Consider the following 24,178-nt stretch of genomic DNA (forward strand, 5'->3'; position numbering starts at 1 on the left):
TTCCCGGATTTATAATAAATATAGGTAACTGCAAATTTAGGGTGTAAACAGAATAAAAATAATAATTATGATGCTATTTGATACAACTGATAAAAACAAAGACTATCTAAAAGAGAAAAAGGATACAGTAGGTAAAGCATTCTCTTTTGTAGATAAAATTAAAATGGGTGGTGTAAGCTCTGGAAAATTAGAAGTAGAAGAATTTAGTGCTAAACTGCAACCCAAAGATCTGCTCCCTTCAGCAGTTAATTATGCAACGATTGTATTAAAGCCTAATGGGGTCATTGTACATTTTAGGAATGAAGGAAAACGATATTCTTGGATAATCCCTTATTATCGATTGGTTATTTATAACACGCGAACCTTTACTATTCACGCAAATGGGCATTTTATAAAGTTAAAGCGAAACAAGAACTTTCAAGATAATAAAAAATTTCTTGATAAGATGATAGATCTTAAAAACGACTCTTTAAATTTAGAGTACTACGATGGTTAAGAGGAAACATCACTAAAATCCACGATCATGTCAAAAACTATAATTCTATTCATATTAATAATAACTACTATGCAGACAGCTAGCATTTTTGAATTCAATAAAAAAGCAGATATCTCTAATTGGAATATTGTAGATGATGTGGTGATGGGTGGTAGGTCATCTGGGAATTTCTATTTGGATAACGAAGGTCATGGGATTTTTGAAGGTAAAGTTTCTCTGGAGAATAACGGTGGATTCTCTTCTGTGAGATATAGCTTTGAAGAAAAGAGCACAAAAGGCTTTTCCAAGGTAGTTATTAAAGTTAAAGGGGATGGGAAAAGTTATCAGTTTAGAGTGAAAAATAAATCTTCAGATTATTACTCATATATAACCTCATTTAAGTCTTCCAAAAATTGGGAAACTATTGAATTGCAACTTTCAGAAATGTATCCAGCATTTAGAGGTCGTGACCTCGATATGCCAAATTATGATAAGGAGAGTATAGAAGAAATAGCTTTTCTAATCGGAAATAAAAAAGCAGAATCCTTTAAACTAGAAATTGAATCTATTGTTTTGAAGTAATTTTAGATAATTACGTCTGCGTCTATTTTTAAAAATCCAATACTTCAAAAAAACTATAGATAAATAGTAGCGTCCACAAGATCGTTCGCATCCAATTCTTATTCACCAAGGATCCCAAATCAATTTCGCTCGAATTCTCATTTGAAATAATAGCGTGGATAGGTACAAAGATCGCAAACGTAGAGATCCATATTAAAATGATAATTACTAGACTACTCACTGTATAAAAACTAGTATTTGTGAACACTTGATAAATAGAAATCCCAAGTTGCCCAAACATTAGCGGAATGACTATTGTGCTAAAACGAGAAGTATATATTCTGTGCCATCTTACGAGGTTTTCTGTGTTATAATGAAGAAAACTTGGATATACAATACGCTGAATAATCCATATTAAAACAACTAATCCAAAATCTAATAAAAGCCGAATAATATCTATTTGCATTATAGGTGCTTAGTGATTTTCGAACTCATTGGGTTAGTAATAGAAAAATAATAATTGATTAAATCTCCTTTATCGTCCACTAAATATTTCTGAAAATTCCATTTAACACTAGAACTTTTCTTTCCGTTTAAGTCTTTTGACGTAAGCCATGTATACAACGGATGTTGTTTACTTCCTTTTACATCTATTTTTTCGGTAAGTAAAAATTTAACACCAAAATTCAACTCACAAAATTCTTGAATTTGTGAAGCATCTCCGGGCTCCTGTTTACCAAACTGATTACAAGGAGAACCAATAACAACAAGCTCTTCAGGATAGCTATCACTAAGCTTCTGCAATTCTTTATATTGTTTGGTAAAACCACATTCTGAAGCCACATTCACAAATAGTATTTTCTTGCCTTTAAATTCTGAAAGCGAAATTGGTTTGCCATTTATTGAGTTAATAGCAATATCATAGATTGATTGTCTTTTTGATTCTGATGAAGTATTTGGGGACAATTTTGCTTTATCGATAGTTTTCATGCTAATTTATTTTTCTTTACAAAATTCAATTTAAAAGCTGGAAGGTGAAGTTAATCAATTATTAAGCTATTGCTAAATAAACAAGATGGATAGGTTTTATAATATCTATGTGTTATTGAATTAAATATCAATATCAATATTTTTATAACTTAGTCTATACGCTTATCAGAGCTAAGGAGAAGATTTTAATAATTTTAAAAGCTTAAATAATGAGATTAGAACTAAAGGATTATGCATTCGTTGGAATTCAAATCATCTTATTTATAATCTATTTTTTAGATCTCCAATTTTTGAATTTTAATATTCCATCCTTGGTCAAGGTTGTGGTAGGGATATGTATAATGCTTGGGATTTTAATTATTCTGATTTCAATTTTTCAACTCAATACAAATATATCTCCCTTTCCTTCGCCCAGATCTAAAACAATTTTAATAAAAAGTGGAATGTTTAAATATATGCGTCATCCTATTTACAGTGGTATTATAATGTGCAGTATTAGTTATGCTATATATTCTGGCTCCATCTACAAGCTGATCATTGCTGTAATTTTATATTTCCTATTTTATTTCAAATCTATTTATGAAGAAAGAAAATTGTGTCAGCAATTTTTAAACTATGAAAATTATAAGAAAGTCACAGGTAGATTCTTTCCGATATTTAAATGATAAAATTAGATCGAAACAGGATTTCTTACTAAATCCTTTATAATCTTTCTTTTCTAATCGCTCTTTTTGGTCTAGATGCAGAATAAAAAACAGTATTCAGAATTCATCTAAATATGGCTGGAAATGATAATTATCAGTTCATCTAGGTTACAACTAGCTTAAATTGAGTACATCAAAGGAATATCTTTAATACAAATTTTATGGGTATAAATACTTTCGGAATAGTTGGTCTAAATAAAGAGGAAGTATTGAGTTCTCGTCTCAAACATGGTTCTAACACCATAGCATTCAAGAAAAAAAATCAAATACTTGAGGCTCTAAAAAGTTTGCTAAAAGAACCAATGGTGCTCTTATTATTGGTTGCTTCTTCCATATATTTTATAGTAGGAGATATTGGAGATGGTATCTTTTTAGCCATTGCCATTGTGTTAGTGGCAGCAATTTCTCTATACCAAGATTCCAAAAGTAAGTCTGCCTTAGACAAATTAAAGAAAATTACTAAGCCTCATTGTAAAGTTATTAGGGAAGGGGAAGTTTTAACTATTGGCACAGAGGAGCTTGTGCTACGAGATAGTGTCATGATGGAAGAAGGCACCACCATCCCGGCGGATGCTATAATTGTACATTCGAATGATTTTTTAGTGAACGAATCTTTACTTACGGGAGAATCTTTTTCTATTTATAAAGATAAAACTGAAGATAATAATTTAATATACATGGGCTCTTATGTTACGGGAGGTTTGGCAATTGCCAGCGTATCAGCTATTGGCATTAAAACCAAGTTAGGAGAAATAGGAGAAAGTGTTGAAACCATAGATCAAGAAAAGACTCCATTAGAGAAACAGATAAATAATTTTGTAAAAAAAATGATAGGTGGGGGAGCCATTGTTTTTATCATTGTCTGGATACTTAACTTTAGAAGCTCATTAGATTTATTAGATAGTTTCTTGAAGGCATTAACTCTTGCAATGAGTATTTTACCTGAAGAAATCCCTGTAGCATTTACCACTTTTATGGCATTGGGAGCATGGCGACTAATGAAGCAAGGAGTAATTGTAAAGCAAATGAAAACGGTAGAATCTCTGGGAAGCGCTACCGTTATTTGTGTAGATAAAACTGGTACCATCACTCAAAATAAGATGAGTTTAGTCTCCATATATGCTGCTGAAACAAAGGAATATCAAGATCCAAAGGAACCTTTAAACAAAGCAGGAAAAGAACTTATTAGAATTTCTATGTGGGCCAGCGAGCCAATTGCGTTTGATCCTATGGAAATAGCCTTACATGAAGCATATTCTGATAATTTTCTTGTGGATGAGCGATTGGAATATAAAATAATTCACGAATATCCTCTTGGCGGGAAACCACCAATGATGACTCATATATTTCAGAATAGTAAAGGAGAGAAAATAATAGCAGCAAAGGGAGCTCCCGAAGCATTTTTAGAAATATCTAATCTAGATCCTGAAGAAAAGGATGAAATTCTTAAGGTTATTAAGCATTTAGCAAAAAAAGGATACAGACTTCTAGGAGTAGGATTAGCCGATTTTAATGGTGACAAATGGCCCAAAACACAGCAGGAATTTCAGTTTAGTTTTAAAGGCCTTGTGGCTTTTTACGATCCTCCCAAAAAAAATATAGAAAAAGTTTTTCAAGGTTTCTATAAAGCTGGAATTAAAGTAAAAATAATTACGGGAGATATTGCTGAAACTTCTATGGCTATTGCACAAGAAATAGGCTTTGAAGGATATGATAAAAACATGAGCGGAGATGAGCTTATGGAGTTGTCAGATTCTGAAATTCAAGAAGTGGTCTTAAAGACTGAGCTTTTTACCAGAATGTTTCCTGAAGCTAAACTCAGAATTATAAACGCCTTAAAAGCGAATGGAGAAATCGTAGCGATGACGGGAGATGGTATAAATGATGCCCCAGCTCTTAAAGCTGCCCATATTGGAATTGCCATGGGAAAAAAAGGGACAGAAATAGCAAAGCAAGCTGCCTCTTTAATTTTACTGGAAGATGATTTAGAAAAGATGATTGACGCAATTGCAATGGGGCGCCGTATCTATACTAATTTAAAGAAAGCAATTCAATATATCATTTCCATTCATATTCCTATTATACTCATTGTTGCTATTCCATTAATGTTAGGTTGGATCTATCCTAATATTTTTTCTCCTATTCATATTATTTTACTGGAGTTAATAATGGGGCCTACCTGTTCTATAGTTTATGAAAATGAACCCATAGAAAAGGATATTATGATTAAAAAGCCTAGACTCCTTTCTACCACATTTTTTAATTGGAAGGAACTAACAACAAGTGTTTTGCAAGGTTTGGTAATTACGTTAGGAGTGCTTGGAATATATCAGTTTTCTGTGAGTTATGGTTATGATGAATATACAACGCGAACCATGGTTTTTACCACTCTTATTTCAGCAAATATTTTTCTAACCTTTATTAATCGTTCCTTCTATTATTCTTTACTCACTACTTTCAGATACGTAAATAAGTTGATTCCATTAATAATTGGAATCACCGTTGGAATTACATTGATGCTGCTATTTATAGCACCTATAACTAAATTCTTTGAGTTTCAGTCATTAGACATTTTTCAAATTATAATAAGTGTTTCTACCGGATTCATCTCAGTTATTTGGTATGAACTGGTAAAATGGAGAAAGCGAATTAACAATATAGACCACTCGAAAAGTATAAGGTTTAGCTGAGTTTCAGTAAACATAATAAACTTCATTATTTCAGATTAATGATAATTATCATTGTTAAAATTGGTTTGTCTCTCTAGTTTTAAACATTAATAATTCTTAACTTATTCGAAATGAAACCATTTAAATATTCGATTTTCTTAAGTTTTTTGCTTCTTAGTTTAAATTTAATGGGTCAAGATAAATGGACTCTGGAATTTAAGCCAGGACTAAATTTCCCGAGTACAGATATTGGCGAAACTAGCTTGCAAACTGGTTTTGGTTTCGAACTGATTGGAGCGTACAAAATTTCACCTCAGTTCGATGCGTATGCGGGTTGGGGATGGAATCAATTCACAACGAAGAAAGCTCTTATAACTGAAGAAAGCGATATCAGGGAAACCGGCTATAGCTTCGGGTTAAAGTTCTCAAATCCTTTTCTTAATTTCTCTAAAACATTCTATGTGCTAAATGCTGGTGGAATCTATAATCATTTGGAAGTAGAGGATAGATTTAATGAGACCCTTGGAGATACTGGACACGGATTTGGCTGGCAGGCTTCAGTAGGACTGGAATATTTTATTGCAGATAACTGGTCTTTACGTCCAGAATTGAGATATCGCTTTTTATCAAAAGACTTGACATATTTAAATATTACTGAAAAAATTGAGCACAAATATATTTCCTTCGGTTTGGGACTTGCTGTAAGTTTTTAGCAAATATTCTCATTCTGCTTTATCCTGTTCATAGCTGATTAATATCATTTTTACTAATTTCAACACAGGTTATATTTGAGTTTGGAATAAATTCAACTTAATGGGGAGAGATAAAACCATAATAGACAATACAAAAGATTTCTTTGCTGAAGTAGGAGATATGTCCTATTTCACTCTCCGATTTTTTAGGGAGGTATTTAAGCCGCCTTTTGAGTTTAAGGAGCTTATGCGCCAATGTTTTAATATGGGTAATAGGTCATTATTACTTGTAGTGGTGACGGGGTTTATTTTAGGATTGGTATTTACATTACAATCCAGGCCCACTCTAACAGAATTTGGTGCAGAATCTTGGATGCCTTCTATGGTGGGTATTTCTATAGTACGTGAGATAGGTCCAGTTATTATTGCTCTTATTTGTGCAGGTAGAATTGGTTCTGGAATTGGTGCAGAACTAGGCTCTATGAGGGTTACAGAACAAATAGATGCTATGGAAGTGTCTGGTACCAACCCTTTTAAGTATTTAGTGGTTACAAGAATTGCTGCTACAACATTAATGTTACCGTTACTTATCGTTATTGGAGATACAGTAGCATTATTAGGATCGGCACTTATAGAAAATCTGAAAGGGGAAGTCTCCTATCTTCTATATTTCAATCAAGTATTTGATGCTATTAGTTATGCTGATATTATTCCTGCAACTATCAAATCTTTTTTCTTCGGATTTGCGATTGGCTTAGTAGGTTGTTATAAGGGATATTATTGTTCTAAAGGAACAGTTGGAGTAGGAGAGGCCTCGAATTCAGCAGTGGTATATACTTCTATGCTTTTATTTGTAATAGATTTTATTGCAGTATTTATAACCGATATATTTTTTTAAAGCTAATGGAATCAGAAAATAAAACAGCGCCGGTTCTCGAACTCAAAGATTTACGAAAAAGCTTTGGAGAAAATCATGTATTGGATGGTTTTAATCTAAAACTTTTTAAAGGTGAAAATCTGGTAGTGATGGGCAAATCTGGCTCTGGGAAGTCTGTAATGATAAAATGTTTGGTTGGTTTAATTGAAGCTGATAGCGGCAGTATAAGAATTAAAGATCATGATATTACTAAGTTGGGGCAAAAGGAATTGGACATTTTACGTACAGAGATTGGTTTTTTATTTCAGGGAAGCGCGCTGTATGATTCTATGACCGTTCGGGAAAACTTGGAATTCCCACTAAGACGCCATAAGAAAAAGCTCGAATTAAAAGGGAATACAGAATCGCTGGTCTTAGAAGCCCTAAATAATGTGGGTTTGGCAAACTCCATAGATCTTATGCCAGCAGAACTTTCTGGAGGAATGCAGAGAAGAGTGGCTTTGGCCAGAGCACTTATTTTAAAACCAAAAATAATTTTGTACGATGAGCCAACAACGGGTTTAGATCCCATAACATCTAAAGAAATAATACAACTTATGCGAACTATTCAAGACACTTATAGTACCTCTTCCTTAATTATAACCCATGATGTGGATTGTGCACGAGTTATTTCTAATAGAATGATATTATTGGTGGATGGTGTAAATTATGCTGAAGGCACTTATCAAGAATTAATAGCTTCACAAGATCCAAAAGTGCAAGCATTTTTTAAAAATTAATAGATATGAACAAGTCAACTTCACAAAAAATAAGATTAGGGGTATTTGTAGTGGTAGGATCCCTACTTCTTATCGCCGCCCTATATTTTATAGGAAACAGGCAGCATTTATTCAGTAAAAACATTTCTATTTATGCAGAATTTGCCAATGTTAATGGATTGCAACTGGGAAATAACGTGCGCTATTCTGGAATTAATGTTGGAACAGTAGCTAAAATTGAAATGCTTGGGGAATCTAATATCATTGTAGAAATGATGATTGAAGAAAAAACAGCAAAATTTATTCGGAAAAATTCGATTGCTACTATTGGTTCTGATGGATTGGTAGGGAGTATGGTGGTTAATATTCTACCAGCAACAGGAGAGTCTCCTTTTGTTATTTCCAGCGACACTATTGTATCTTATAGTAAAATTGGAACAGATGAGATGCTTTCTACTTTAAATGTTACCAACGAAAACGCAGCACTGCTTACCGCAGATCTATTAAAGATTACCAATAAGATTTTAGAAGGCAAAGGTACCCTTGGAGTTTTGATAGCAGACACTACAATGGCCGGGAACATTAAAGAAACCATAGACAAACTCAAAGCCACTTCCAAAAGTACTTCTAATACTATGTATAATTTAAATAGAGTTATTGCCAAGATAGATATGGAAAAAAGTGTAGCTGGTGTTCTATTAAATGATACCGTTGCAGGTAATCAAATAAAACTAGTCTTGGATAATTTAGAGCAATCCAGCAAGGATATAAATAGCGTTACTGAAGATCTAGGAGGTATTGTTGCTGAAATAAAAAAAGGAAAAGGGACTCTTAATTATCTAACTACAGATGAGGAGTTGGTTAAGAATTTAGACTCTACTATGATATATATTAAAGAATCAACTTTTAAGTTGAATCAAAATATGGAAGCCTTAAAGCATAATTTCTTCTTTAAAGGATATTTCAACAAGTTAGAAAGACAAAAGGAAAGAGATGATAAACGCAACTAATTTGATGGACATGAAAGTAGAACATTTAGAGGAAAGAATTAATGATTATATAGATTCTATTTAGACAGTTGTAGATAAAAAGGTACAGTGGAATGATCTTATAAAACCACTATTACATAAAACCTTGAAAGAAATTGCTGTGAAGTATGAGCTGGGATGGAGTGTGCAGGAACTCAATTGGATACACAATAATGAAGCATTAAATATTTCGTTCGATTCTTTTGCAAAAGACTTAATAGATTGCACAAATCAGATCCCCACATTTCAATTCATTCCGGGCGGAGCATTGGTGTTCTCACAAACCTATAGTGGGGATGTTTTTATTTTTATCCTATTTCCCGAAATAGATTAACTACCCTCAGAAAACAATATTGCTGAGTTAGGGTTATATAATCCATTAGATATAACTGAAAAGTTTATTATAGAAAAAATTGATGAATTCCTGAAAGGAATGATTCAATGGGAGCTTCCTAATAAGCCAAGAAAGTTAGGCTTTAATCAATCTGCTTAATAAGTTTATAATAGCTATAGTAAGTTTTTGTTTATTTCTAATGCTTCAACGGCAGCACGATAACCTATTTCAAAAATAGCATCGAGGGTTTTTAAATCAAAGATTCTAAACTTTGTAAGACCCGTGGGGGAAATAACAAAATCACAATCTTTAAATTTGTGAAGCGATTGATTCCCTAAACTTATTTGTAACGATCTATTGAGAATTTGATAGGAATGAATTAAATCTCCAATTTTTATAGTCTCTAATGGATTTACAAATACTCCAATTATTTGATTGCAAAGAGGTCTCAAAGGTTCTACCGGGAAATTATTAAGAAGTCCACCATCAACATAAACTCCTTTTTTAATTGGAATAGGAGTAAAAATTCCAGGAAATGAGGCTGAAGCTAGTATTGGTTTTATTAATTCTCCTTTATTAAAGATCTTAATTTTACCATCTATCAAATTTGTGGCGGTAACAAAAAGCTCTTTCTCTAAAAACGCAAAATTATCTTCTTTAAATATGCCTTCAAAATCTTTATAAAACTTTAGAGTGTCTATAAATCCTGGTTTATTTATCGCATAGCGGCGATAATTGAAGACAGAGATTTCTTTAAAAAATATAAAAATATCTTGCCAAGAATTTCCAGCAGCAAACATCGCTCCAACGATTGCACCAGCACTCGTGCCAGAAATGTGAGTGATCTCTACACCATATTCCTCCAAGGCCTTAAGCACGCCAATATGCGCAACTCCTCTTGCACCGCCACCAGATAGTACTAATCCAATTCCCATATTTCATTAAATTTATGTAATCTATATCTGAAATTCTAAACAAAATCTAACCGATTTTTCTGGCTATTTGTATTTAATATTCATTCTCCAAGCCACTATTTCCTAATAAAAGGAATTTTATTCAGCTTATATTTTCTAATTCTCATTAAATATAATTTACATTTATTGGGATTCATATGACTATTATCATATGTTCTTTATTGGTAAATAAGTATTTTTAAGTTACTATTTAGTGCGAGTTCTTAACCGCTATGATCTTCTTATGTCGAGAACTAGTACTTGTTTAGAGATATTTAGCTAACAGTAATTGCCTTATAATGGGAGAAATAGCTATATCTAAGGAATAGACTATTTTGTTTTCAGTCCCAATTCTAATACTTACTAAATTTTAAAAAGATGGATAAAATACTTGTGCCAATAGATTTTTCTGAACATTCAGAGTTTGCATTACGAGTAGCAGCCACTATTGCAAAAAGAAATAAGAGTGAACTTGTAGCGCTTCATATGTTAGGGCTCTCTGATGAAGGCTTAACTAGAAGAGAAACTGAAGAATTACAAGAATCGATATTAAATTTGAAATTTTCTGATAGTAAGTTTACAGATTTTCTTGATCGTGTATATTTAAATGGAGTTAAAATTCAGCCATTTGTTCAACGGAATAAAGATTTTTTTGAAATAGACCGCATTGCAAAAAAGCTTGGAGCCTGTTTAATAGTAATGGGTTCTCATGGTAGCAAAGGAATTAGTGAGGTTTTTGTTGGCTCCAATACAGAGAAGGTAGTAAGGACTTCTAGTTTGCCTGTATTGGTTATTAAGACTCCAGTGGTTAACTTTAAATTTAATAAAGTGGTATTTATATGCGATTTTAATGAAGATTATATTATGCCATTTTGTAACGCTTGGAACTTCTTTAAACCCTTTAAGAGTTTATTTAAGCTCCTTTACATAAATCTACCTGAAAACTTTTTAAACAACCATGAAATGGAAGAAAAGGCGATGGAATTTATTAAAAAATCTGAAATAGTGGATTTTAATTTTTCTGAAGATGTGATCTTTTACAATGATTATAACCTGGAAAATGGTATATACCATTATGCTAATAAATTTAAAGCAGATGTAGTTGCAATTCCTACACGAGGGAGAAAAGGGCTTGCTCACTTCTTTTCTACAAATAAAGGAGAGTCTTTGGTAAATCATTCGGATATACCAGTTATAAGTTTTAAAAAATAGATTTATTTAAGGCTTCCCTGCTATTTCTGTAATTAATAAATCTAAGTAATGATTACAGTAATGGATTGGAATTATGCTGTTTTAAAACAGGTTTCAGAAATTCCAGAGGAATACTCACAGAAAAAGTTCCTGTATAAGAAGGACAAATAACGCAATCGGCGAAATAATATTCAACAGATAGATTATTGATCACAAAATTATCTTTGCTGCTATAAAAATCATCTGCTGAAATTTCCCAACAGTCGTAATAAACGTCTCCAGACTTTATTTTATTGGAAAGCACTTCATTTAATATATCCCTTAACTCCTCTTCAGATCCTGTATTAAAGAAATCTTCATATTTCATAAATTTAGAATGAGTCAAATCAAAATTGAGACAATCGAAAGAATAAGATGGATGTAATGTTCCACTATAAAAATTCTCATTGTAGAATAGTACGCTTATTAGTTTATCATCCAGACTAAAAATTTTGTAATCTACCTTTTTCTGCGATCTATTATCCACCGTAAGTGTAGGGTCACAATTCATATTTTCTTCTTCTAGAATAGCCTTCTCCACTCCTTTAATATCCAAATAATCATTTTCTAAATAGCTATTGAAATTAGCATAGGATTCCTTAATATTTTCATTTAGGTATGGGTATTTATAGGTGATAAGATAACATTCTTCATCTTTTATAAACGATCTAGATAAAACGAGCTCTTTTAATTCAGCTTTATCATCTTTTTTATTAAGGATTGATGCTCTTTTTATATTTATAGACTGTTCTTTCTTAAATTCATTCTCCTCTAAAACTATAATAGAATCCTTATTGACAGTGATGCTATCCTTACTAATTTCCAAACTATCAGTTTCTAGTTGATTAGAAGTTTCCTTTTTACAAGAAATTAAGCTTATACAAAATATTAAGGTTATTAGGATCTTCATAAAAGATGAGTTTAATATAAGAATAATGAAGTAAGAATTATACTTACTTTTAAATAATGACGAATCCAATATTATTTAATTACACAGAAAGATTTCTATAATAATCTTCTATATTGTTAAATAAAAATGAATGCTTTTTTTGCATAAATGGCCAGAAATCAGCTATTTAATTCTACTAGCAAAACTAACTCCTGTTTTAGTCTTTAAAAATGATAATTATCATTTTATTGATTTTCTCCTAGTTGAAGCTTTTATAAAGTATTTCTTATAATTATAATATTCTTTTTAGGGAACTCTTGAGATATGAAATATATCTATTCAATAAAATAACTAAGATCCTGTATAGTTTGTAATAAATTGAATAGATGACTCTTGTCATTTTTTTCATTAAATCTTTGTCGTAATTTTAAGTATTCCTTTAAAAACTAGACTCATGCGAAAAATTTTAATTCCGACAGACTTTTCTGAAAATGCTTTAAATGCCATTAAGTATGGGCTTGAATTATTTAAATATGAGCATTGCGAGATTTATATTTTGCACACGTATGCAGATGAAGTTTATAATACTAAAGGTCTTTTGGCTCGAACGGAGTTTGATGTATTGAAACAACAAGTACTTAGAAATTCTGAGGAAGAATTAGAAAAACTGAAACAAGAAATCCTTTCATTTTCTCCAAACCCAAATCATGAATTAATTACCTGCTCAGAATTTGAAACATTAGTAGATGCAGTCAATGATCTAGCAGATAAAGAAAATATAGACGTTATAGTTATGGGGACTCGAGGAAGAACCAACGATAAAAAATTGAGCTTTGGGAGCAATACTCTGAGTGTAGTTAAGTATGTGAAATGCCCTGTGCTTGCCATTCCAAATTCTTTTAGAAAAAGAACTCCAACCAAAATTCTATTTCCTACAGATTATTTATTACCATATAAGAGAAGAGAAATTAAACTTTTAAGCACTTTGGCAGCTAGTTTTGTTGCAAGCATTACATTTCTACATGTTTACAAGTTTGAACAATTATCCTATAGACAGCTAGATAATAAAGCCTTTTTAGAGAGTTGTATAGAAAATAACATAACAGAGTGTATTACGGTTACTGGAGAGGATCTTACCTCTACAATAAATAATTACATAAAAGCGAATGACATAGATATGTTGGTGATGGTAAATGCCAGACATTCCTATTTAGAAAGCATTTTGTACAATTCTACCATAGAAAAAATTGGATTGAAATTAGAACTTCCATTTTTAATACTCCAAAACTTACAACGTTATTAATACATTAGATATGAAACGTATTTTATTACCAACAGATTTTTCTGATAATGCTTTCAATGCAATTTGTTATGCTGTTCAATTTTTTGAAAAAGAGAAATGTGAGTTTTTCCTTTTACATACATATACACCTGTAACTTATAATGTGGGAACTGCAGCAGACAGTTATTCTACCTTTGAACTTCTGGAAATTTTGAAAATTACAGTAGCACAAAATCTGGATAAAACAGAGAAACGTTTGAAAGATAAATTTAAAAACCCAAATCATAGTTTTCAAAAAATTAGCTCTTTTAATATGCTAGTAAATGAAATGCAGGATCAGGTAAAGGATAAGAATATAGATCTTATTGTTATGGGTACTACGGGAGCAACGGGAGCCAAAGAAATATTTCTGGGAACTAATACAATGTTTACCATCAAAAAGGTAAAATGTGCAGTGATGGTTGTGCCTGCAAATTTTAGTTACGAAGAACCAAAGGAGATCTTATTTCTAACCGATTTTAAATTCTCATATAAAAACAAATATTTGACCTTTATAAGAGATCTGTGTAATTCCCATAATTCTAAACTACATATATTTAATATTGTTCATGAAGAGAATACAGATTCCAAAAATGAAATGACGATGGATTTCTTGGATAAATACTTCGAAAATAATGATCATAAATTTCATGTCTCAGAAAATAAAAAGCTTCAAGAAGCGATCGTTGAATTTGAATTAAAAAACAAAATCAACTTATTAGTAATGATTCATACCAAACATTCCTTTTTTGAAAACATATTATTTGAACCTGTAATCAATAAAATAGTATTTCATACACAAGTTCCTTTTTTGGTAATTCCTTCAGAAGAAAGTATGACGAATTAAAAGCATATACAAATGAAAAACATACTGGTTCCAACAGATTTCTCTAAGAATGCGTATAGTGCTTTACATTATGCCACACAGTTATTTAAGAATGAAAATGTCACTTTTTATTTAGTCAATTCTTTTGAAGCCGAGGTAATTAAACAAACAAATGGAATTTTATCCGCAAAAAATGAAGAGATCATCGAGCGTTTAACCAGTAAATCTCAAGATAAATGTAATCAGGTAAAGCATAAAATAGTTCTGGATACAGGAAATAAACAGCATAAGTTTGAAATAATCTCCACCTTTCTAGATCTTCAAAAGATTATTAATACTCTAATAAAATCTAAAAGTATAGATTATGTAGTGATGGGAACTAAAGGGATAACAGGTGCAAAAGATGTATTGTTTGGTAGTAATACTGTTAGAGTTATCAATAAGTTAAAAGGAGCACCGCTCTTGATGATTCCTAATGAAATTGAATTTGTTGAGATCAATAAAATTGGATTTGCTACAGATTTTACAAGGAAATTTACAACCAAGGAAATAGCTCCAATTATAGAGTTTGCGAAAGCTCATAATGCTGTATTAAATATATTGTTTCTGGGCAAGCAAGAAATTATTACTGAAATCCAACGGAAAAATATACATGATCTTAAAGATATGTTGTTCGAGATTGATTATAAACTTTTTGAAGAAGAAATATTATCCAATAAAACAGAGAGTCTATTGCAATATGTTATGTACTTTGACTTTAATATTTTGGCAATGGTATATTATAAGCACAGTTTGTTGGAAAACGTTTTAAGAGAATCCATAATTAAAAATATGGGATTGTACTCCAACCGGCCTTATTTAGTAATTCCTACTGCCAGCTGATAATTATCATAGAAATTAAGCCGTACGGCTAGTACATTTAACAGATGAAAATTAAATACTTAGAAATGAAAAAGAAAATTTTATTACCAACAGATTTTTCCAAAAATTCATGGAACACCATCGTATATGCTAGTGAATTATATAAAAACGATGAATGCGAATTTTATTTACTTAATGCATTCAAGTTTGAGGTAGTAAATTTAGGTATAAATACACCAGGCGATTCTGAAGATAGACTCTATAAAATATCTAAATCTAAATCTGAAGCTCAATTAGAAAAAGTTTTAGAAATGATCAATATGAGGAATCTTGATTATAAACATACCTATTCTATACATGCAGTAAATGGTAGTCCTTTAGATGCAATTAAAGATTTTATAGAAACTAAAGACATAGAGCTTATTATAATTGGAAATAAGGGAGACACAGATGCTTTAGAAATTGTTTATGGTAGAAATGCTATTTCCATGATGGAGAAAATTAGAAATTGTCCTGTTCTAGTTATTCCTCATCATCTTCAGTATAAGGATCCCAAAGAGATTGTTTTTCCTACGAGTTACAAGACTCATTTTAAGAGACGGGAATTAAAATTCATTTTTCAAATTTCAAAATTAACTAATTCACCGGTTAGAGTTTTACACGTAAGTAAATCGAACTCACTCGATGCTGAACAAAAGGAAAAGAAAGCCTTACTGGAAGAATGTTTAGACGGAATAGTGTATACATTTCATTGGTTAGATTTTGATAATGTTCAAACAGGATTACATTTATTTGTACAAAGTAGAGGTAGTGAAATGATTGTTTTTATAAATAAAAAACATGCTTTTTTTGATACACTTTTTTCTAAACCTTTAGTAAAGGAGCTTGGGCAACACGCAAAGGTTCCTGTGTTAGTATTACATGATTTACGTAATTAAGCTTTTTAATTATAAAATAAAATATTAGGTAAGATGATAATATGGCACTTTATATTATGCTAGAGACTATTATAGAATGAATGTTTGGAATTAATATTCTGCGTATTTATATAAAATGGACAAATGGATAATGAGGAAATTTTTATACAAAAATCATCAGGAGAAGGAGAGAAATTTTCAATTCCAAAACTTCATAATTCATTAAAGAGGAGTGGAGCAGATGATGCTAGTATTAAGAAGATCATAAATATTGTTCGTGATGAGTTATACCAAGGGATCTCCACAAAGGAAATTTACAATCGGGCATTCGCATTATTAAAAAAGAACAAGGCGATATATGCCTCGAAATACAAGCTCAAAAAGGCTATTTATGAACTTGGTCCAACTGGATTTCCTTTTGAAAAATTCATCGGGGCTTTGCTGGAATTTTCTGGCTATGACATTCAAATAGGTAAAATTTTACAGGGTAAATGTGTAACTCATGAGATAGATGTAATTGCAAAAAAGGAGAAAGAATATATAGTTGCAGAATGTAAATTTCACAGTGATCGCAGTAAAAAGTGTGATGTAAAGGTTCCGCTATATATTCATTCCAGATATCAAGACATTATCACAAATTGTAAAGACTCCAAAAACTGCCCCACAGAAGGTTGGGTAGTAACAAATACCCAGTTTACTAAAGATGCATTGATTTACGGTAAGTGCAGTGGTTTGCATCTATTAAGCTGGGATTATCCATCTGAAAACGGGATAAAAGATAGAATAGACCGGCTAAGATTGTACCCAATAACTGTATCCACACTTCTAACAATTAGAGAAAAACAATTTTTAATAAGTAGAGATGTGGTATTGTTAAAACAGCTCTTAAAAGATAAATTTTATTTAGATCACTTAGGTATCTCTGATAAAAGAAAAGAGAAGATCTTCAAGGAAATTAACATGCTCTGTAACCCTATAAGAAATAAATCATGAAATCTATAAAAATTCATTTTTTAGGTGCGTCTTGCACAGTTACTGGTTCTAAGTTTTTATTGGAATCTCAAGAAGCAAACATTTTAATTGATTGCGGGATGTTTCAGGGGATCAAAGAATTAAGAGAAAAGAACTGGGAACCTTTTCCAGTAGATGCTTCTATCATAGATTTTGTTTTACTTACGCATGCGCATTTAGATCACACTGGTTATTTGCCAAGGTTGGTGAAACAAGGTTTTCGAGGAAAAATTATAGGTACAGCGCCAACTCTTGGAATTACAGAAATCATTTTGAGAGATAGTGGCAAAATTCATGAAGAAAGTGCTGAACGAGCCAATGAAGAAGGATATACAAAACATCAACCAGCAGAAGCTTTTTATACAATTAGAGAGGCGGAGAATACTCTTGGATTTTTTAGATCTGAAGAAATAGATCACTGGATCACATTAACAAAGAACATAAAATATCGGTTTCAATATAACGGTCATATTTTAGGCGCCACATTTATTGAGCTAGATATTTCAGGAAAGATTTTTGTTTTTTCAGGAGATATTGGGAGAGAGCATGATTTGCTTTTATACCCGCCGAAAAAACCAGAGTATGCAGATTATCTTTTTGTTGAGAGTACTTATGGGAATAAGTTACACCCAGTAGAAAGTGTTTCAGAAAAACTTGTTGGCTTAATTAATGAAACCATAGAGAACAGAGGGACTCTTATTATTCCGTCTTTTGCAGTAGAAAGACTTCAGACTTTAATGTTTATTTTATGGAAACTCTACAAAGAAAATCTCATCCCAGATATTCCCGTTTTTATAGATAGTCCAATGGGTAATAATGTACTATCTGTTTTCCAAAAATTTCCAGACTGGCATAAAATTCCACCAAAGGATTTTATAGCGATGCAAAATCGTATGAATATCATCACTTCATATAAAGAAACTTGGGAGACGATAGACAATCCACGCCCAAAGATAGTTATTGCGGGTAGCGGGATGGTTACAGGAGGACGGGTACTGACTTATCTGCAACAATTAATAGATAGGCCAAGCACATTGATAATGCTAGTTGGTTACCAGGCAGAAGGGACTCGTGGGAGACAATTGTTTGAAGGTGCGCAAGAAATTAAATTTTTCGGAAAGTATTATCCTGTGAAAGCCAAGGTGCATCATATAGAAAGCTTATCTGCGCATGCAGACCAAAATGGATTATTGGACTGGATGAGCGAAATTAAAAATACTCCAGAAGAGGTGTTTTTGATTCATGGAGAACCAACAGCTCTTGATGCTTTTAGAGTAAAAATAAAAGATACTTATAATTGGAAGGCTACTATCCCTAAACTCAATGAGATCAGAGAAATTAAAATCGAAATTTCAGAATAGATATTAGTTCTATTGATAAGCCTAAATTTAATTTCGTCTTAGACAATAGGAAACTGTAAGATGTATTTCTGAACTTGAATGCTTTTGATGAAATTCAATCTCTGAGTGATCTCATATGAGAATTTACTCAATTCCTTGTTTCATGTAAAAATCTTGAAGCAAGCAGAAAAGCCCCATTGATCTAAGTAGTTTAGAAAAAGATTTAAATCCTTTACTTTAAAAGTTAGAAATTTAAAAACTATTTTTTTGAACTTCTAAGAAGACTTATGAAAGTTGGCAAATAAAAAAGAGTACTAAGCTAGTTTATCTCAATAAGTATGAAAGCAATAATAATTTTTAGAAATATTAAAATTTATAAGCTTAGTTTTTTACTCTGCTTATTTTTTACAAGCTGTTCTTCGATCAATTTGGTAGAGCAATATACCAACCCAGTTATTCAAAATACAAACATTAGGAAAGTGCTGGTAATTGGAATGACGCCGAATAATGACATTCGAAGAATTTTCGAAAAAAAGGTGGCAAATGAATTATCTAAACAGAATCTGATCGCTGTAAAGAGTTTTGATTTTTTTGAAAAGTCATTTACAGAAATTCAAAAATCAGAGGAGCAACTTAATCAAATTCAAGCGCAGTTAATTGAAGCAAATTTTGATGCTATTCTGTTAGCAAAAGTTACCGGTCAGGAGGAGAAAATCGCATTAACCCAATCATACAATGATATTTTAAGAGATTTTGATTCATTTAAAGATGATTATTATTCCAATCAGGGAATTTATGCTAGCCAGGAGTCTGAAAGCTATGTATTATATCACACCGAAACCTCACTTTACTGTTTGTGTCCGGCTGCACAACGGCAAATACTTTACAAGGCTTCTATAGATATAGTAGACACAAAACCAATTGAGAAGAACATTAATGATTATATAAAAGTTCTGTTTAAAAATTTAAAAGATAACAAAATCTTTTCGAGATAAATTTTTAATTCCTCTATGTAAAAATTCTATTTATGAAGTATTAAAAGAGGAACATTACTGGCATAACTCATTTTTGTTCGTTCTGAACCAAATATGAATCGTTCCAAGAAAGATTCTTCTTCATCTAGAAACATTGCATGAAGATCTATATGTAAAAGTTGAGTTACTGTGCTAATTGCCATTGCAGCTGGAATTCTATTAACCACAGAGAAATTATATTTAATATCTTTAAAAACTTTTCTAACCCGAGTATCATCTTTTTTATCCTCTGTTGTAATGGGATTGTTATTGAGTTCCATTACAGTAACTTTAGGTTCGTGCCTAGATATTATTTCCTTTAAAATAGTAATTCCAGCAGTATTAAAATCTTCACTTCTGAAGGTTGAAAAAAGAACGTTTTCAATTTTTGAGAATTTAAAGCTTTCTGGTATCACGAGAACTGGACATTTTATTTTTCTAATTACCCGAATGGTATTGCTACCAAATAAAATTTCCCTAGCATTGGTAGTTCCATTGGTGCCCATTACAATCAAATCTATTTTATGAGTGGCCAGAGTTTCATTGATGGCATGTACAAGATTATCAAAGTCAAAAACCGGTTTATAAGTAAAATCTTCTTGTAGAAACTGTAGTTTCAAAGATTTTATTAATTCTTTAAGATCCTTCTTATTGTCATTGGTTATTGCTTCATAAACCGAGGCTTCAGGTGCTGCAGCAACTAAATCTGCAGAAAGAAAATCTGAAGATTTTTGAACATTCAGGATATAAAAATTACAGCTATTTCCTTTCAAGAATTCTAGAGCGTAATGAATAGCATTCAAGGAGTTCTCAGAAAAATCTGTGGGTAATAGTATATTTTTCATCGTAGTGGATTATAACATTAAAATTAGCAGGAAACTAGCTAAAATAGAATGATAAAAGTCATGTATCACTATAATTGTTTAGCTACCAAATTATTGGAATATGCTTTCTATGCACATCCGTTTCACTTGGGCTGCTCATCGAGAGGTTTTATTTCTCAAATCTCGATAACACATACTTTGTAAATTACGATCTTTATTATTAAAAGCCTAACATTGATCGAAATAGGGATGATTTTTAAGGTTTAGCCTTTTCCCAAAATGGGTCTAGATAATCTTCTTTAGAACCAGCATCGATATGTATTTTTTCAATTTCTTTCAATTCTTCTGTTGTGGCTATTTTTTGAATTTCATTAAACAGGATTCTTTCTTCAAAACGGATATGTGCTTCCAGTTCTTCTTCCAAAAGACTTAGAGAGTTTTGAAGGTTTTGTTGACTATGAAAAAGCCGTTCTATACGGCGATGTTCTTTTAGAGCTCTTACTATAAGAGGATTTTTACCGTCTAAAATTGGAAAGATATAATTCTCTTCTAGTTTGAAATGCGGTTCAATTTCGTTTTCAAAAAACCAGTTTGCGTATGTTTTCAATCGATCAATAGAAATATTTTCTTCAAATCCTTTTCGAATTTTCCATGAAAATAGCAATCCAAAATGATGTTGACGGCTAAGGGGTTTTAAAGCTTCGTGACGTTTTAATGGCTTTTTTTTCTCCATAAATTAGCTTTTACTTATAGTTTTAAGAAGGTGAATCCGGAATCTAATTTCCCAGTGAGTGTTAAAATTTCAGTAGTGTTCAACATTTGTTTTAATTCACTGCGAATAGATACAAACCCATCATGAAGAGGGCAGGGGTGAGCTTCTGTACACTCTGCCAATCCGAGTCCGCAGCCATTATAAATAGAATCTCCATCTATTGCAAATACAATATCTATAATCTTAGTCTTACTATTATGAGCAATAAAAAAACCACCTAAGGGTCCTTTTTTGGATTCAATCACTCCATTTTTTACTAGCTTCTGCATAATTTTGGCAGTAAATGCCTCTGGTGAATTCACAGCTTTGGAGATTTCACCAATGTTAGAACGCATCCCTTTTTTAGATTGCTGCGCGATATGTAGAGTGGCTCGAATGCCGTATTCACATGCTTTTGAAAACATTTTTTTTAAATTGAATTAAAATTCTACTTAAGAAATTTTAATTTTATAATTGGAATAGAAAAGTTCGCTACTATTCTAAAAGCCTTGCATACTCTTTTTTAGAAACCATTAATTCCTGAATTTCTTGGAGAATGGCTTCCCCTTTATTCTTGTTGTACCAAACTTGAAGGTCTGTTTTTAGTTGATCTTCTATTTGACCATGTTCCTGAATATAGTCATTAACCACTTTAGAGGCTGCTTTGGATCTTGGCCCCCAATGATTAATCACTTGCAAATCTTTATCCAGAATAATGAGTTTGGGAATAGACCGCGACCCTTTGGTTAAAAACGAATCCATAAGGTCCGGATTCTCATCACGTAAAACAATTTTAAGCTTTATATTTTCACAATTTTCAGCTATTTTATTGAAAAAAGGAAGGCTTTGGACTGCATCTCCACACCATGTTTCTGTTATTATTAGCCAAGTTTGTTCTTCATTTAAATCTTTAAAAATATTTTTTTGCTCTTCAGACAGCTGGATGGTTTTATCTAGGCGTTTATTCCTGCTAAAATTAAGTTTAGTATAATTTATTTTTTCAGGACTAGATTCACCAGTTGTTCTTTCTTCAGCTACCATTTGCTTGAAAAGTAAATTATATTCTGCGTAGCTCATTGCTTTTGCAACCGAACTTTTTAATAATTGTATCATTTCATTAAAATTTATAAATTTTATATCACTTCTTCCAAACGGATTTTATTAAGGCTGTTTTTCAACTTCAGAATTGTTAGTTCGGCTTTTTTAAGAGAGCTTTCAAATTTAATTAGATTAACTTCTAAAACTTGATTTTTCAGCAACTGCCTATAATAATTAATTCCGTCCATAAGATTGTCGCAAAAAGTTCCCCAATTTTTCAACATTCGTTTCTGCACATTATGCGTGCGATTAATTTCTTGTTCGAGAAAATTGATATATAATTCTATTTCACGTATAAACATATGTGGCCTGTCAACTTGATGCATAAGATTAGAACGGCCATAAATATGATCGCTCATTTCTTGTAAAGTAGATAGCTTTGAAAAATTCACAATATTAGGGCCAGGACAAATAGTAACAGCCTTTTGTTTTTTTAGGAATGGCACTTCATAATTTAGCGCAGCCGAATTACTAAGTCCAACGCAGAGACACTCCTTACTTAGCACATCCTCTTTCTGCTGTTCGAGTTCTAGTTGAGATAAATCGCTTTCTTCCAGCTGTTTGATCTTTAATTTTTGATATTTACGAGAAGCCGTACAGATTGGCTTTTTTGTAAATTCGGTATTAGAAACCAAAAATTTCTCGGTACATGGACTTCCTGGAGCTCCTTTATCAATTCGATTGAGTCTTTCGTTTTCTGCACTGGTGCCTTTTAGATAACTGAATCCCACTCCAAGTGGAGAAGACTGGCTTCTTATCACATCTTTTTCTTCAGATTTAAGTAAGAGCTGAAGCGTCTCTTCATCCACGGTTGTTGCTTCAGGACAAAGTAGGAAAGGTGTTCCCCAACCGGTACTGTCCACTTTAAAATAATTATGTAGCATAGTATCTTCTGCCGAGGTACCAATTCCACCTTGTACAGTAATTTTAACAGGATGAGGCTTGGAAAACCCTTGTAGACCCTTAGCAATAATTGCGGGATTATATAAGCTGAATAAGCTTTCTTGTAGTTCTTCTTTTTTCTCCTTGAATTCATTTAAAATAGGACCCATCAGCAATCCTGGAGTAGCAAATACATGACCACCACAGTTTAAGCCAGATTCAATCCTGAACTCACTTACCCAGATTCCTTTTTTAGCCAGATATTTACCTTGAATAATTGCAGACCTATAATCACTTACCTTGATCACTACTTTTTTATTGAAGTTGCCCCAAGATATGGCATTAAATTCTGTGAAATTCTCCATATAATTGAATAGTCTAGGATTCATCCCTGCAGAAAAAATAATAGCAGAATTCTTTAAATCACTAATGGCGTAAGCTTTTAAAGCCGTTAGTGCATCTGAAGCATTCTGGATAGGAATATCCTCTTTATCCAAATTTTCCTTGTCTACCTTGGTCATGATATTCACCTCAATAGCCCCCGGCACCATTTTATCTTTAAGCGAGTTCCACAAACTCTCCTTTTTTAAAGAATCTTTTGCTAGCATAAACTCATGAAATGTTCTTTTGAGTTCTCCTGTATCTGGGAGCATCTCAAAATATTTCATAAGATCTGAGCCTAAGGCAAAAGATGAATTCTTTACCTTTTCAAATTTAGAATTCACTAAGTTTTGCATTAGGTTTAGGTAACTGCTAATGCGCTTTACTCGATAATCTTTTTCTTTAATGCTTATAGGAATATAAGTTTCGTTATTTGCAAGGGAGTAATACTTCCGCATTGCTTCTACTAAATTATCCTCGATAATAGATATAGCTGAATTTATACCAAAACATGCGACCTTTATTGGAGAATCTATAGAATAGGCCAGACCCATTACTGGAATATGGAATTTATGTGCTGTTGTTATTTGCATAGGAATCGATCTTTAATTGGTAAAGATGTGCAATCCACTGTGTGTATAATATGACACAGGTCATGTGTTGATTGATTTCTGCTAAAGACTTTCTAAGATTTAAATATTTTACGGAGCGCTGGCTCTTCATTTTATCCGAAGATCTTTTGCAATGGTTATGCACCCCTTGAAAGAAACTTGATTATAGTATCTCTAAGTTT

26 protein-coding genes are annotated in these 24,178 nt (G+C 32.0%); 17 read left to right on the forward strand and 9 right to left on the reverse strand.

The window, feature by feature from the left end; translation table 11 throughout:
- Positions 1-67: 67 nt before the first annotated feature.
- Together I130_RS12550 and I130_RS12555 are read left to right on the forward strand one after the other, a co-directional pair.
- Positions 68-496, forward strand: coding sequence for a hypothetical protein (locus tag I130_RS12550; RefSeq protein ID WP_051119712.1), 429 nt, complete (start codon positions 68-70; stop codon positions 494-496).
- Positions 497-523: 27 nt separating this feature from the next.
- On the forward strand, positions 524-1,057 hold the full coding sequence (locus tag I130_RS12555) for a CIA30 family protein (RefSeq protein ID WP_232224089.1): 534 nt from the start codon (positions 524-526) through the stop codon (positions 1,055-1,057).
- Positions 1,058-1,085: 28 nt separating this feature from the next.
- Here I130_RS12555 and I130_RS12560 read toward each other — a convergent pair whose 3' ends face one another.
- Positions 1,086-1,502, reverse strand: a complete 417-nt coding sequence (locus tag I130_RS12560) for a hypothetical protein (protein WP_034923728.1) — start codon at positions 1,500-1,502, stop codon at positions 1,086-1,088.
- Positions 1,502-2,026 (reverse strand): glutathione peroxidase, encoded by a 525-nt coding sequence (locus tag I130_RS12565; protein ID WP_034923731.1) that lies wholly within the window; start codon positions 2,024-2,026, stop codon positions 1,502-1,504. Before I130_RS12565 ends, I130_RS12560 begins: the two co-directional genes overlap by 1 nt.
- Before the next feature lie 209 nt (positions 2,027-2,235).
- Here I130_RS12565 and I130_RS17005 point away from each other — a divergent pair, with 209 nt between their 5' ends.
- The 7 genes from I130_RS17005 (at position 2,236) to I130_RS12600 (ending at position 9,088) form a co-directional block, all read left to right on the forward strand.
- The gene (locus I130_RS17005; protein WP_034923734.1) at positions 2,236-2,691 is read left to right on the forward strand and encodes a methyltransferase; all 456 of its coding nucleotides are present in this window, start codon (positions 2,236-2,238) and stop codon (positions 2,689-2,691) included.
- 200 nt (positions 2,692-2,891) lie between these two features.
- The gene (locus I130_RS12575; protein WP_034923737.1) at positions 2,892-5,420 is read left to right on the forward strand and encodes a cation-translocating P-type ATPase; all 2,529 of its coding nucleotides are present in this window, start codon (positions 2,892-2,894) and stop codon (positions 5,418-5,420) included.
- A 110-nt stretch (positions 5,421-5,530) separates the two neighbouring features.
- Entirely contained in the window at positions 5,531-6,112 is a 582-nt protein-coding gene (locus I130_RS12580) for an outer membrane protein (protein ID WP_034923740.1), read from the forward strand.
- 100 nt (positions 6,113-6,212) lie between these two features.
- Positions 6,213-6,989 (forward strand): MlaE family ABC transporter permease, encoded by a 777-nt coding sequence (locus I130_RS12585; protein ID WP_034923743.1) that lies wholly within the window; start codon positions 6,213-6,215, stop codon positions 6,987-6,989.
- Between the two features lie 5 nt (positions 6,990-6,994).
- The gene (locus tag I130_RS12590; protein WP_034923746.1) at positions 6,995-7,747 is read left to right on the forward strand and encodes an ABC transporter ATP-binding protein; all 753 of its coding nucleotides are present in this window, start codon (positions 6,995-6,997) and stop codon (positions 7,745-7,747) included.
- A gap of 5 nt (positions 7,748-7,752) precedes the next feature.
- Complete coding sequence (locus I130_RS12595) at positions 7,753-8,736, forward strand: MlaD family protein (RefSeq protein WP_034923748.1); 984 nt, start codon at positions 7,753-7,755, stop codon at positions 8,734-8,736.
- A 124-nt stretch (positions 8,737-8,860) separates the two neighbouring features.
- Positions 8,861-9,088 carry a hypothetical protein gene (locus I130_RS12600; protein WP_034923751.1) on the forward strand — a complete coding sequence of 76 codons (228 nt, stop codon included), beginning with the start codon at positions 8,861-8,863 and terminating at the stop codon, positions 9,086-9,088.
- Between the two features lie 173 nt (positions 9,089-9,261).
- Here the strand turns inward: I130_RS12600 and I130_RS12605 are convergent, their stop codons facing one another.
- Positions 9,262-10,023: a patatin-like phospholipase family protein gene (locus tag I130_RS12605; protein WP_034923754.1), complete on the reverse strand. Its 762-nt coding sequence runs from the start codon at positions 10,021-10,023 to the stop codon at positions 9,262-9,264.
- A gap of 396 nt (positions 10,024-10,419) precedes the next feature.
- Between I130_RS12605 and I130_RS12610 the strand changes: the two genes are divergently transcribed.
- A complete protein-coding gene (locus I130_RS12610; protein WP_034923757.1) occupies positions 10,420-11,253 on the forward strand; it encodes a universal stress protein in 834 nt (277 codons plus the stop codon).
- Positions 11,254-11,305: 52 nt separating this feature from the next.
- On the opposite strand, the gene I130_RS12615 is transcribed toward I130_RS12610, so the two are convergent.
- Positions 11,306-12,181, reverse strand: coding sequence for a DUF3298 and DUF4163 domain-containing protein (locus tag I130_RS12615; protein WP_034923759.1), 876 nt, complete (start codon positions 12,179-12,181; stop codon positions 11,306-11,308).
- A gap of 433 nt (positions 12,182-12,614) precedes the next feature.
- Here I130_RS12615 and I130_RS12620 point away from each other — a divergent pair, with 433 nt between their 5' ends.
- From I130_RS12620 to I130_RS12650, 7 genes are all read left to right on the forward strand, one after another.
- Positions 12,615-13,463, forward strand: coding sequence for a universal stress protein (locus I130_RS12620; RefSeq protein WP_034923762.1), 849 nt, complete (start codon positions 12,615-12,617; stop codon positions 13,461-13,463).
- A 10-nt stretch (positions 13,464-13,473) separates the two neighbouring features.
- Entirely contained in the window at positions 13,474-14,328 is an 855-nt protein-coding gene (locus I130_RS12625) for a universal stress protein (protein WP_034923765.1), read from the forward strand.
- Between the two features lie 12 nt (positions 14,329-14,340).
- Positions 14,341-15,189 carry a universal stress protein gene (locus tag I130_RS12630; protein WP_034923769.1) on the forward strand — a complete coding sequence of 283 codons (849 nt, stop codon included), beginning with the start codon at positions 14,341-14,343 and terminating at the stop codon, positions 15,187-15,189.
- Between the two features lie 65 nt (positions 15,190-15,254).
- Positions 15,255-16,106, forward strand: coding sequence for a universal stress protein (locus tag I130_RS12635; RefSeq protein WP_034924180.1), 852 nt, complete (start codon positions 15,255-15,257; stop codon positions 16,104-16,106).
- 123 nt (positions 16,107-16,229) lie between these two features.
- The gene (locus tag I130_RS12640) at positions 16,230-17,078 is read left to right on the forward strand and encodes a restriction endonuclease (protein ID WP_034923772.1); all 849 of its coding nucleotides are present in this window, start codon (positions 16,230-16,232) and stop codon (positions 17,076-17,078) included.
- Positions 17,075-18,457 carry an MBL fold metallo-hydrolase RNA specificity domain-containing protein gene (locus I130_RS12645; RefSeq protein WP_034923775.1) on the forward strand — a complete coding sequence of 461 codons (1,383 nt, stop codon included), beginning with the start codon at positions 17,075-17,077 and terminating at the stop codon, positions 18,455-18,457. Before I130_RS12640 ends, I130_RS12645 begins: the two co-directional genes overlap by 4 nt.
- A 317-nt stretch (positions 18,458-18,774) precedes the next feature.
- Positions 18,775-19,431, forward strand: a complete 657-nt coding sequence (locus I130_RS12650; RefSeq protein ID WP_034923778.1) for a hypothetical protein — start codon at positions 18,775-18,777, stop codon at positions 19,429-19,431.
- Positions 19,432-19,457: 26 nt separating this feature from the next.
- Here I130_RS12650 and I130_RS12655 read toward each other — a convergent pair whose 3' ends face one another.
- The 5 genes from I130_RS12655 to I130_RS12675 form a co-directional block, all read right to left on the reverse strand.
- Complete coding sequence (locus tag I130_RS12655) at positions 19,458-20,294, reverse strand: universal stress protein (RefSeq protein WP_034923781.1); 837 nt, start codon at positions 20,292-20,294, stop codon at positions 19,458-19,460.
- 235 nt (positions 20,295-20,529) lie between these two features.
- Entirely contained in the window at positions 20,530-21,006 is a 477-nt protein-coding gene (locus tag I130_RS12660; RefSeq protein WP_034923784.1) for a hemerythrin domain-containing protein, read from the reverse strand.
- Positions 21,007-21,020: 14 nt separating this feature from the next.
- Complete coding sequence (locus I130_RS12665) at positions 21,021-21,449, reverse strand: RrF2 family transcriptional regulator (protein ID WP_034923788.1); 429 nt, start codon at positions 21,447-21,449, stop codon at positions 21,021-21,023.
- Positions 21,450-21,519: 70 nt separating this feature from the next.
- Positions 21,520-22,137 carry a thioredoxin family protein gene (locus I130_RS12670; protein ID WP_034923791.1) on the reverse strand — a complete coding sequence of 206 codons (618 nt, stop codon included), beginning with the start codon at positions 22,135-22,137 and terminating at the stop codon, positions 21,520-21,522.
- 20 nt (positions 22,138-22,157) lie between these two features.
- Positions 22,158-23,978: a hypothetical protein gene (locus I130_RS12675; protein ID WP_034923795.1), complete on the reverse strand. Its 1,821-nt coding sequence runs from the start codon at positions 23,976-23,978 to the stop codon at positions 22,158-22,160.
- Positions 23,979-24,178 lie beyond the last annotated feature (200 nt).

Origin of the sequence: Gillisia sp. CAL575 (assembly GCF_000403785.1) — a bacterium.
GTDB lineage: Bacteria > Bacteroidota > Bacteroidia > Flavobacteriales > Flavobacteriaceae > Gillisia.

Coding starts and splice junctions, on each gene's coding strand:
- I130_RS12550 (WP_051119712.1), top strand. CDS start 68: ATGATGCTATTTGATACAACTGATAAAAACAAAGACTATCTAAAAGAG.
- I130_RS12555 (WP_232224089.1), top strand. CDS start 524: ATGTCAAAAACTATAATTCTATTCATATTAATAATAACTACTATGCAG.
- I130_RS12560 (WP_034923728.1), bottom strand. CDS start 1,502: ATGCAAATAGATATTATTCGGCTTTTATTAGATTTTGGATTAGTTGTT.
- I130_RS12565 (WP_034923731.1), bottom strand. CDS start 2,026: ATGAAAACTATCGATAAAGCAAAATTGTCCCCAAATACTTCATCAGAA.
- I130_RS17005 (WP_034923734.1), top strand. CDS start 2,236: ATGAGATTAGAACTAAAGGATTATGCATTCGTTGGAATTCAAATCATC.
- I130_RS12575 (WP_034923737.1), top strand. CDS start 2,892: ATGGGTATAAATACTTTCGGAATAGTTGGTCTAAATAAAGAGGAAGTA.
- I130_RS12580 (WP_034923740.1), top strand. CDS start 5,531: ATGAAACCATTTAAATATTCGATTTTCTTAAGTTTTTTGCTTCTTAGT.
- I130_RS12585 (WP_034923743.1), top strand. CDS start 6,213: ATGGGGAGAGATAAAACCATAATAGACAATACAAAAGATTTCTTTGCT.
- I130_RS12590 (WP_034923746.1), top strand. CDS start 6,995: ATGGAATCAGAAAATAAAACAGCGCCGGTTCTCGAACTCAAAGATTTA.
- I130_RS12595 (WP_034923748.1), top strand. CDS start 7,753: ATGAACAAGTCAACTTCACAAAAAATAAGATTAGGGGTATTTGTAGTG.
- I130_RS12605 (WP_034923754.1), bottom strand. CDS start 10,023: ATGGGAATTGGATTAGTACTATCTGGTGGCGGTGCAAGAGGAGTTGCG.
- I130_RS12610 (WP_034923757.1), top strand. CDS start 10,420: ATGGATAAAATACTTGTGCCAATAGATTTTTCTGAACATTCAGAGTTT.
- I130_RS12615 (WP_034923759.1), bottom strand. CDS start 12,181: ATGAAGATCCTAATAACCTTAATATTTTGTATAAGCTTAATTTCTTGT.
- I130_RS12620 (WP_034923762.1), top strand. CDS start 12,615: ATGCGAAAAATTTTAATTCCGACAGACTTTTCTGAAAATGCTTTAAAT.
- I130_RS12625 (WP_034923765.1), top strand. CDS start 13,474: ATGAAACGTATTTTATTACCAACAGATTTTTCTGATAATGCTTTCAAT.
- I130_RS12630 (WP_034923769.1), top strand. CDS start 14,341: ATGAAAAACATACTGGTTCCAACAGATTTCTCTAAGAATGCGTATAGT.
- I130_RS12635 (WP_034924180.1), top strand. CDS start 15,255: ATGAAAAAGAAAATTTTATTACCAACAGATTTTTCCAAAAATTCATGG.
- I130_RS12640 (WP_034923772.1), top strand. CDS start 16,230: ATGGATAATGAGGAAATTTTTATACAAAAATCATCAGGAGAAGGAGAG.
- I130_RS12645 (WP_034923775.1), top strand. CDS start 17,075: ATGAAATCTATAAAAATTCATTTTTTAGGTGCGTCTTGCACAGTTACT.
- I130_RS12650 (WP_034923778.1), top strand. CDS start 18,775: ATGAAAGCAATAATAATTTTTAGAAATATTAAAATTTATAAGCTTAGT.
- I130_RS12655 (WP_034923781.1), bottom strand. CDS start 20,294: ATGAAAAATATACTATTACCCACAGATTTTTCTGAGAACTCCTTGAAT.
- I130_RS12660 (WP_034923784.1), bottom strand. CDS start 21,006: ATGGAGAAAAAAAAGCCATTAAAACGTCACGAAGCTTTAAAACCCCTT.
- I130_RS12665 (WP_034923788.1), bottom strand. CDS start 21,449: ATGTTTTCAAAAGCATGTGAATACGGCATTCGAGCCACTCTACATATC.
- I130_RS12670 (WP_034923791.1), bottom strand. CDS start 22,137: ATGATACAATTATTAAAAAGTTCGGTTGCAAAAGCAATGAGCTACGCA.
- I130_RS12675 (WP_034923795.1), bottom strand. CDS start 23,978: ATGCAAATAACAACAGCACATAAATTCCATATTCCAGTAATGGGTCTG.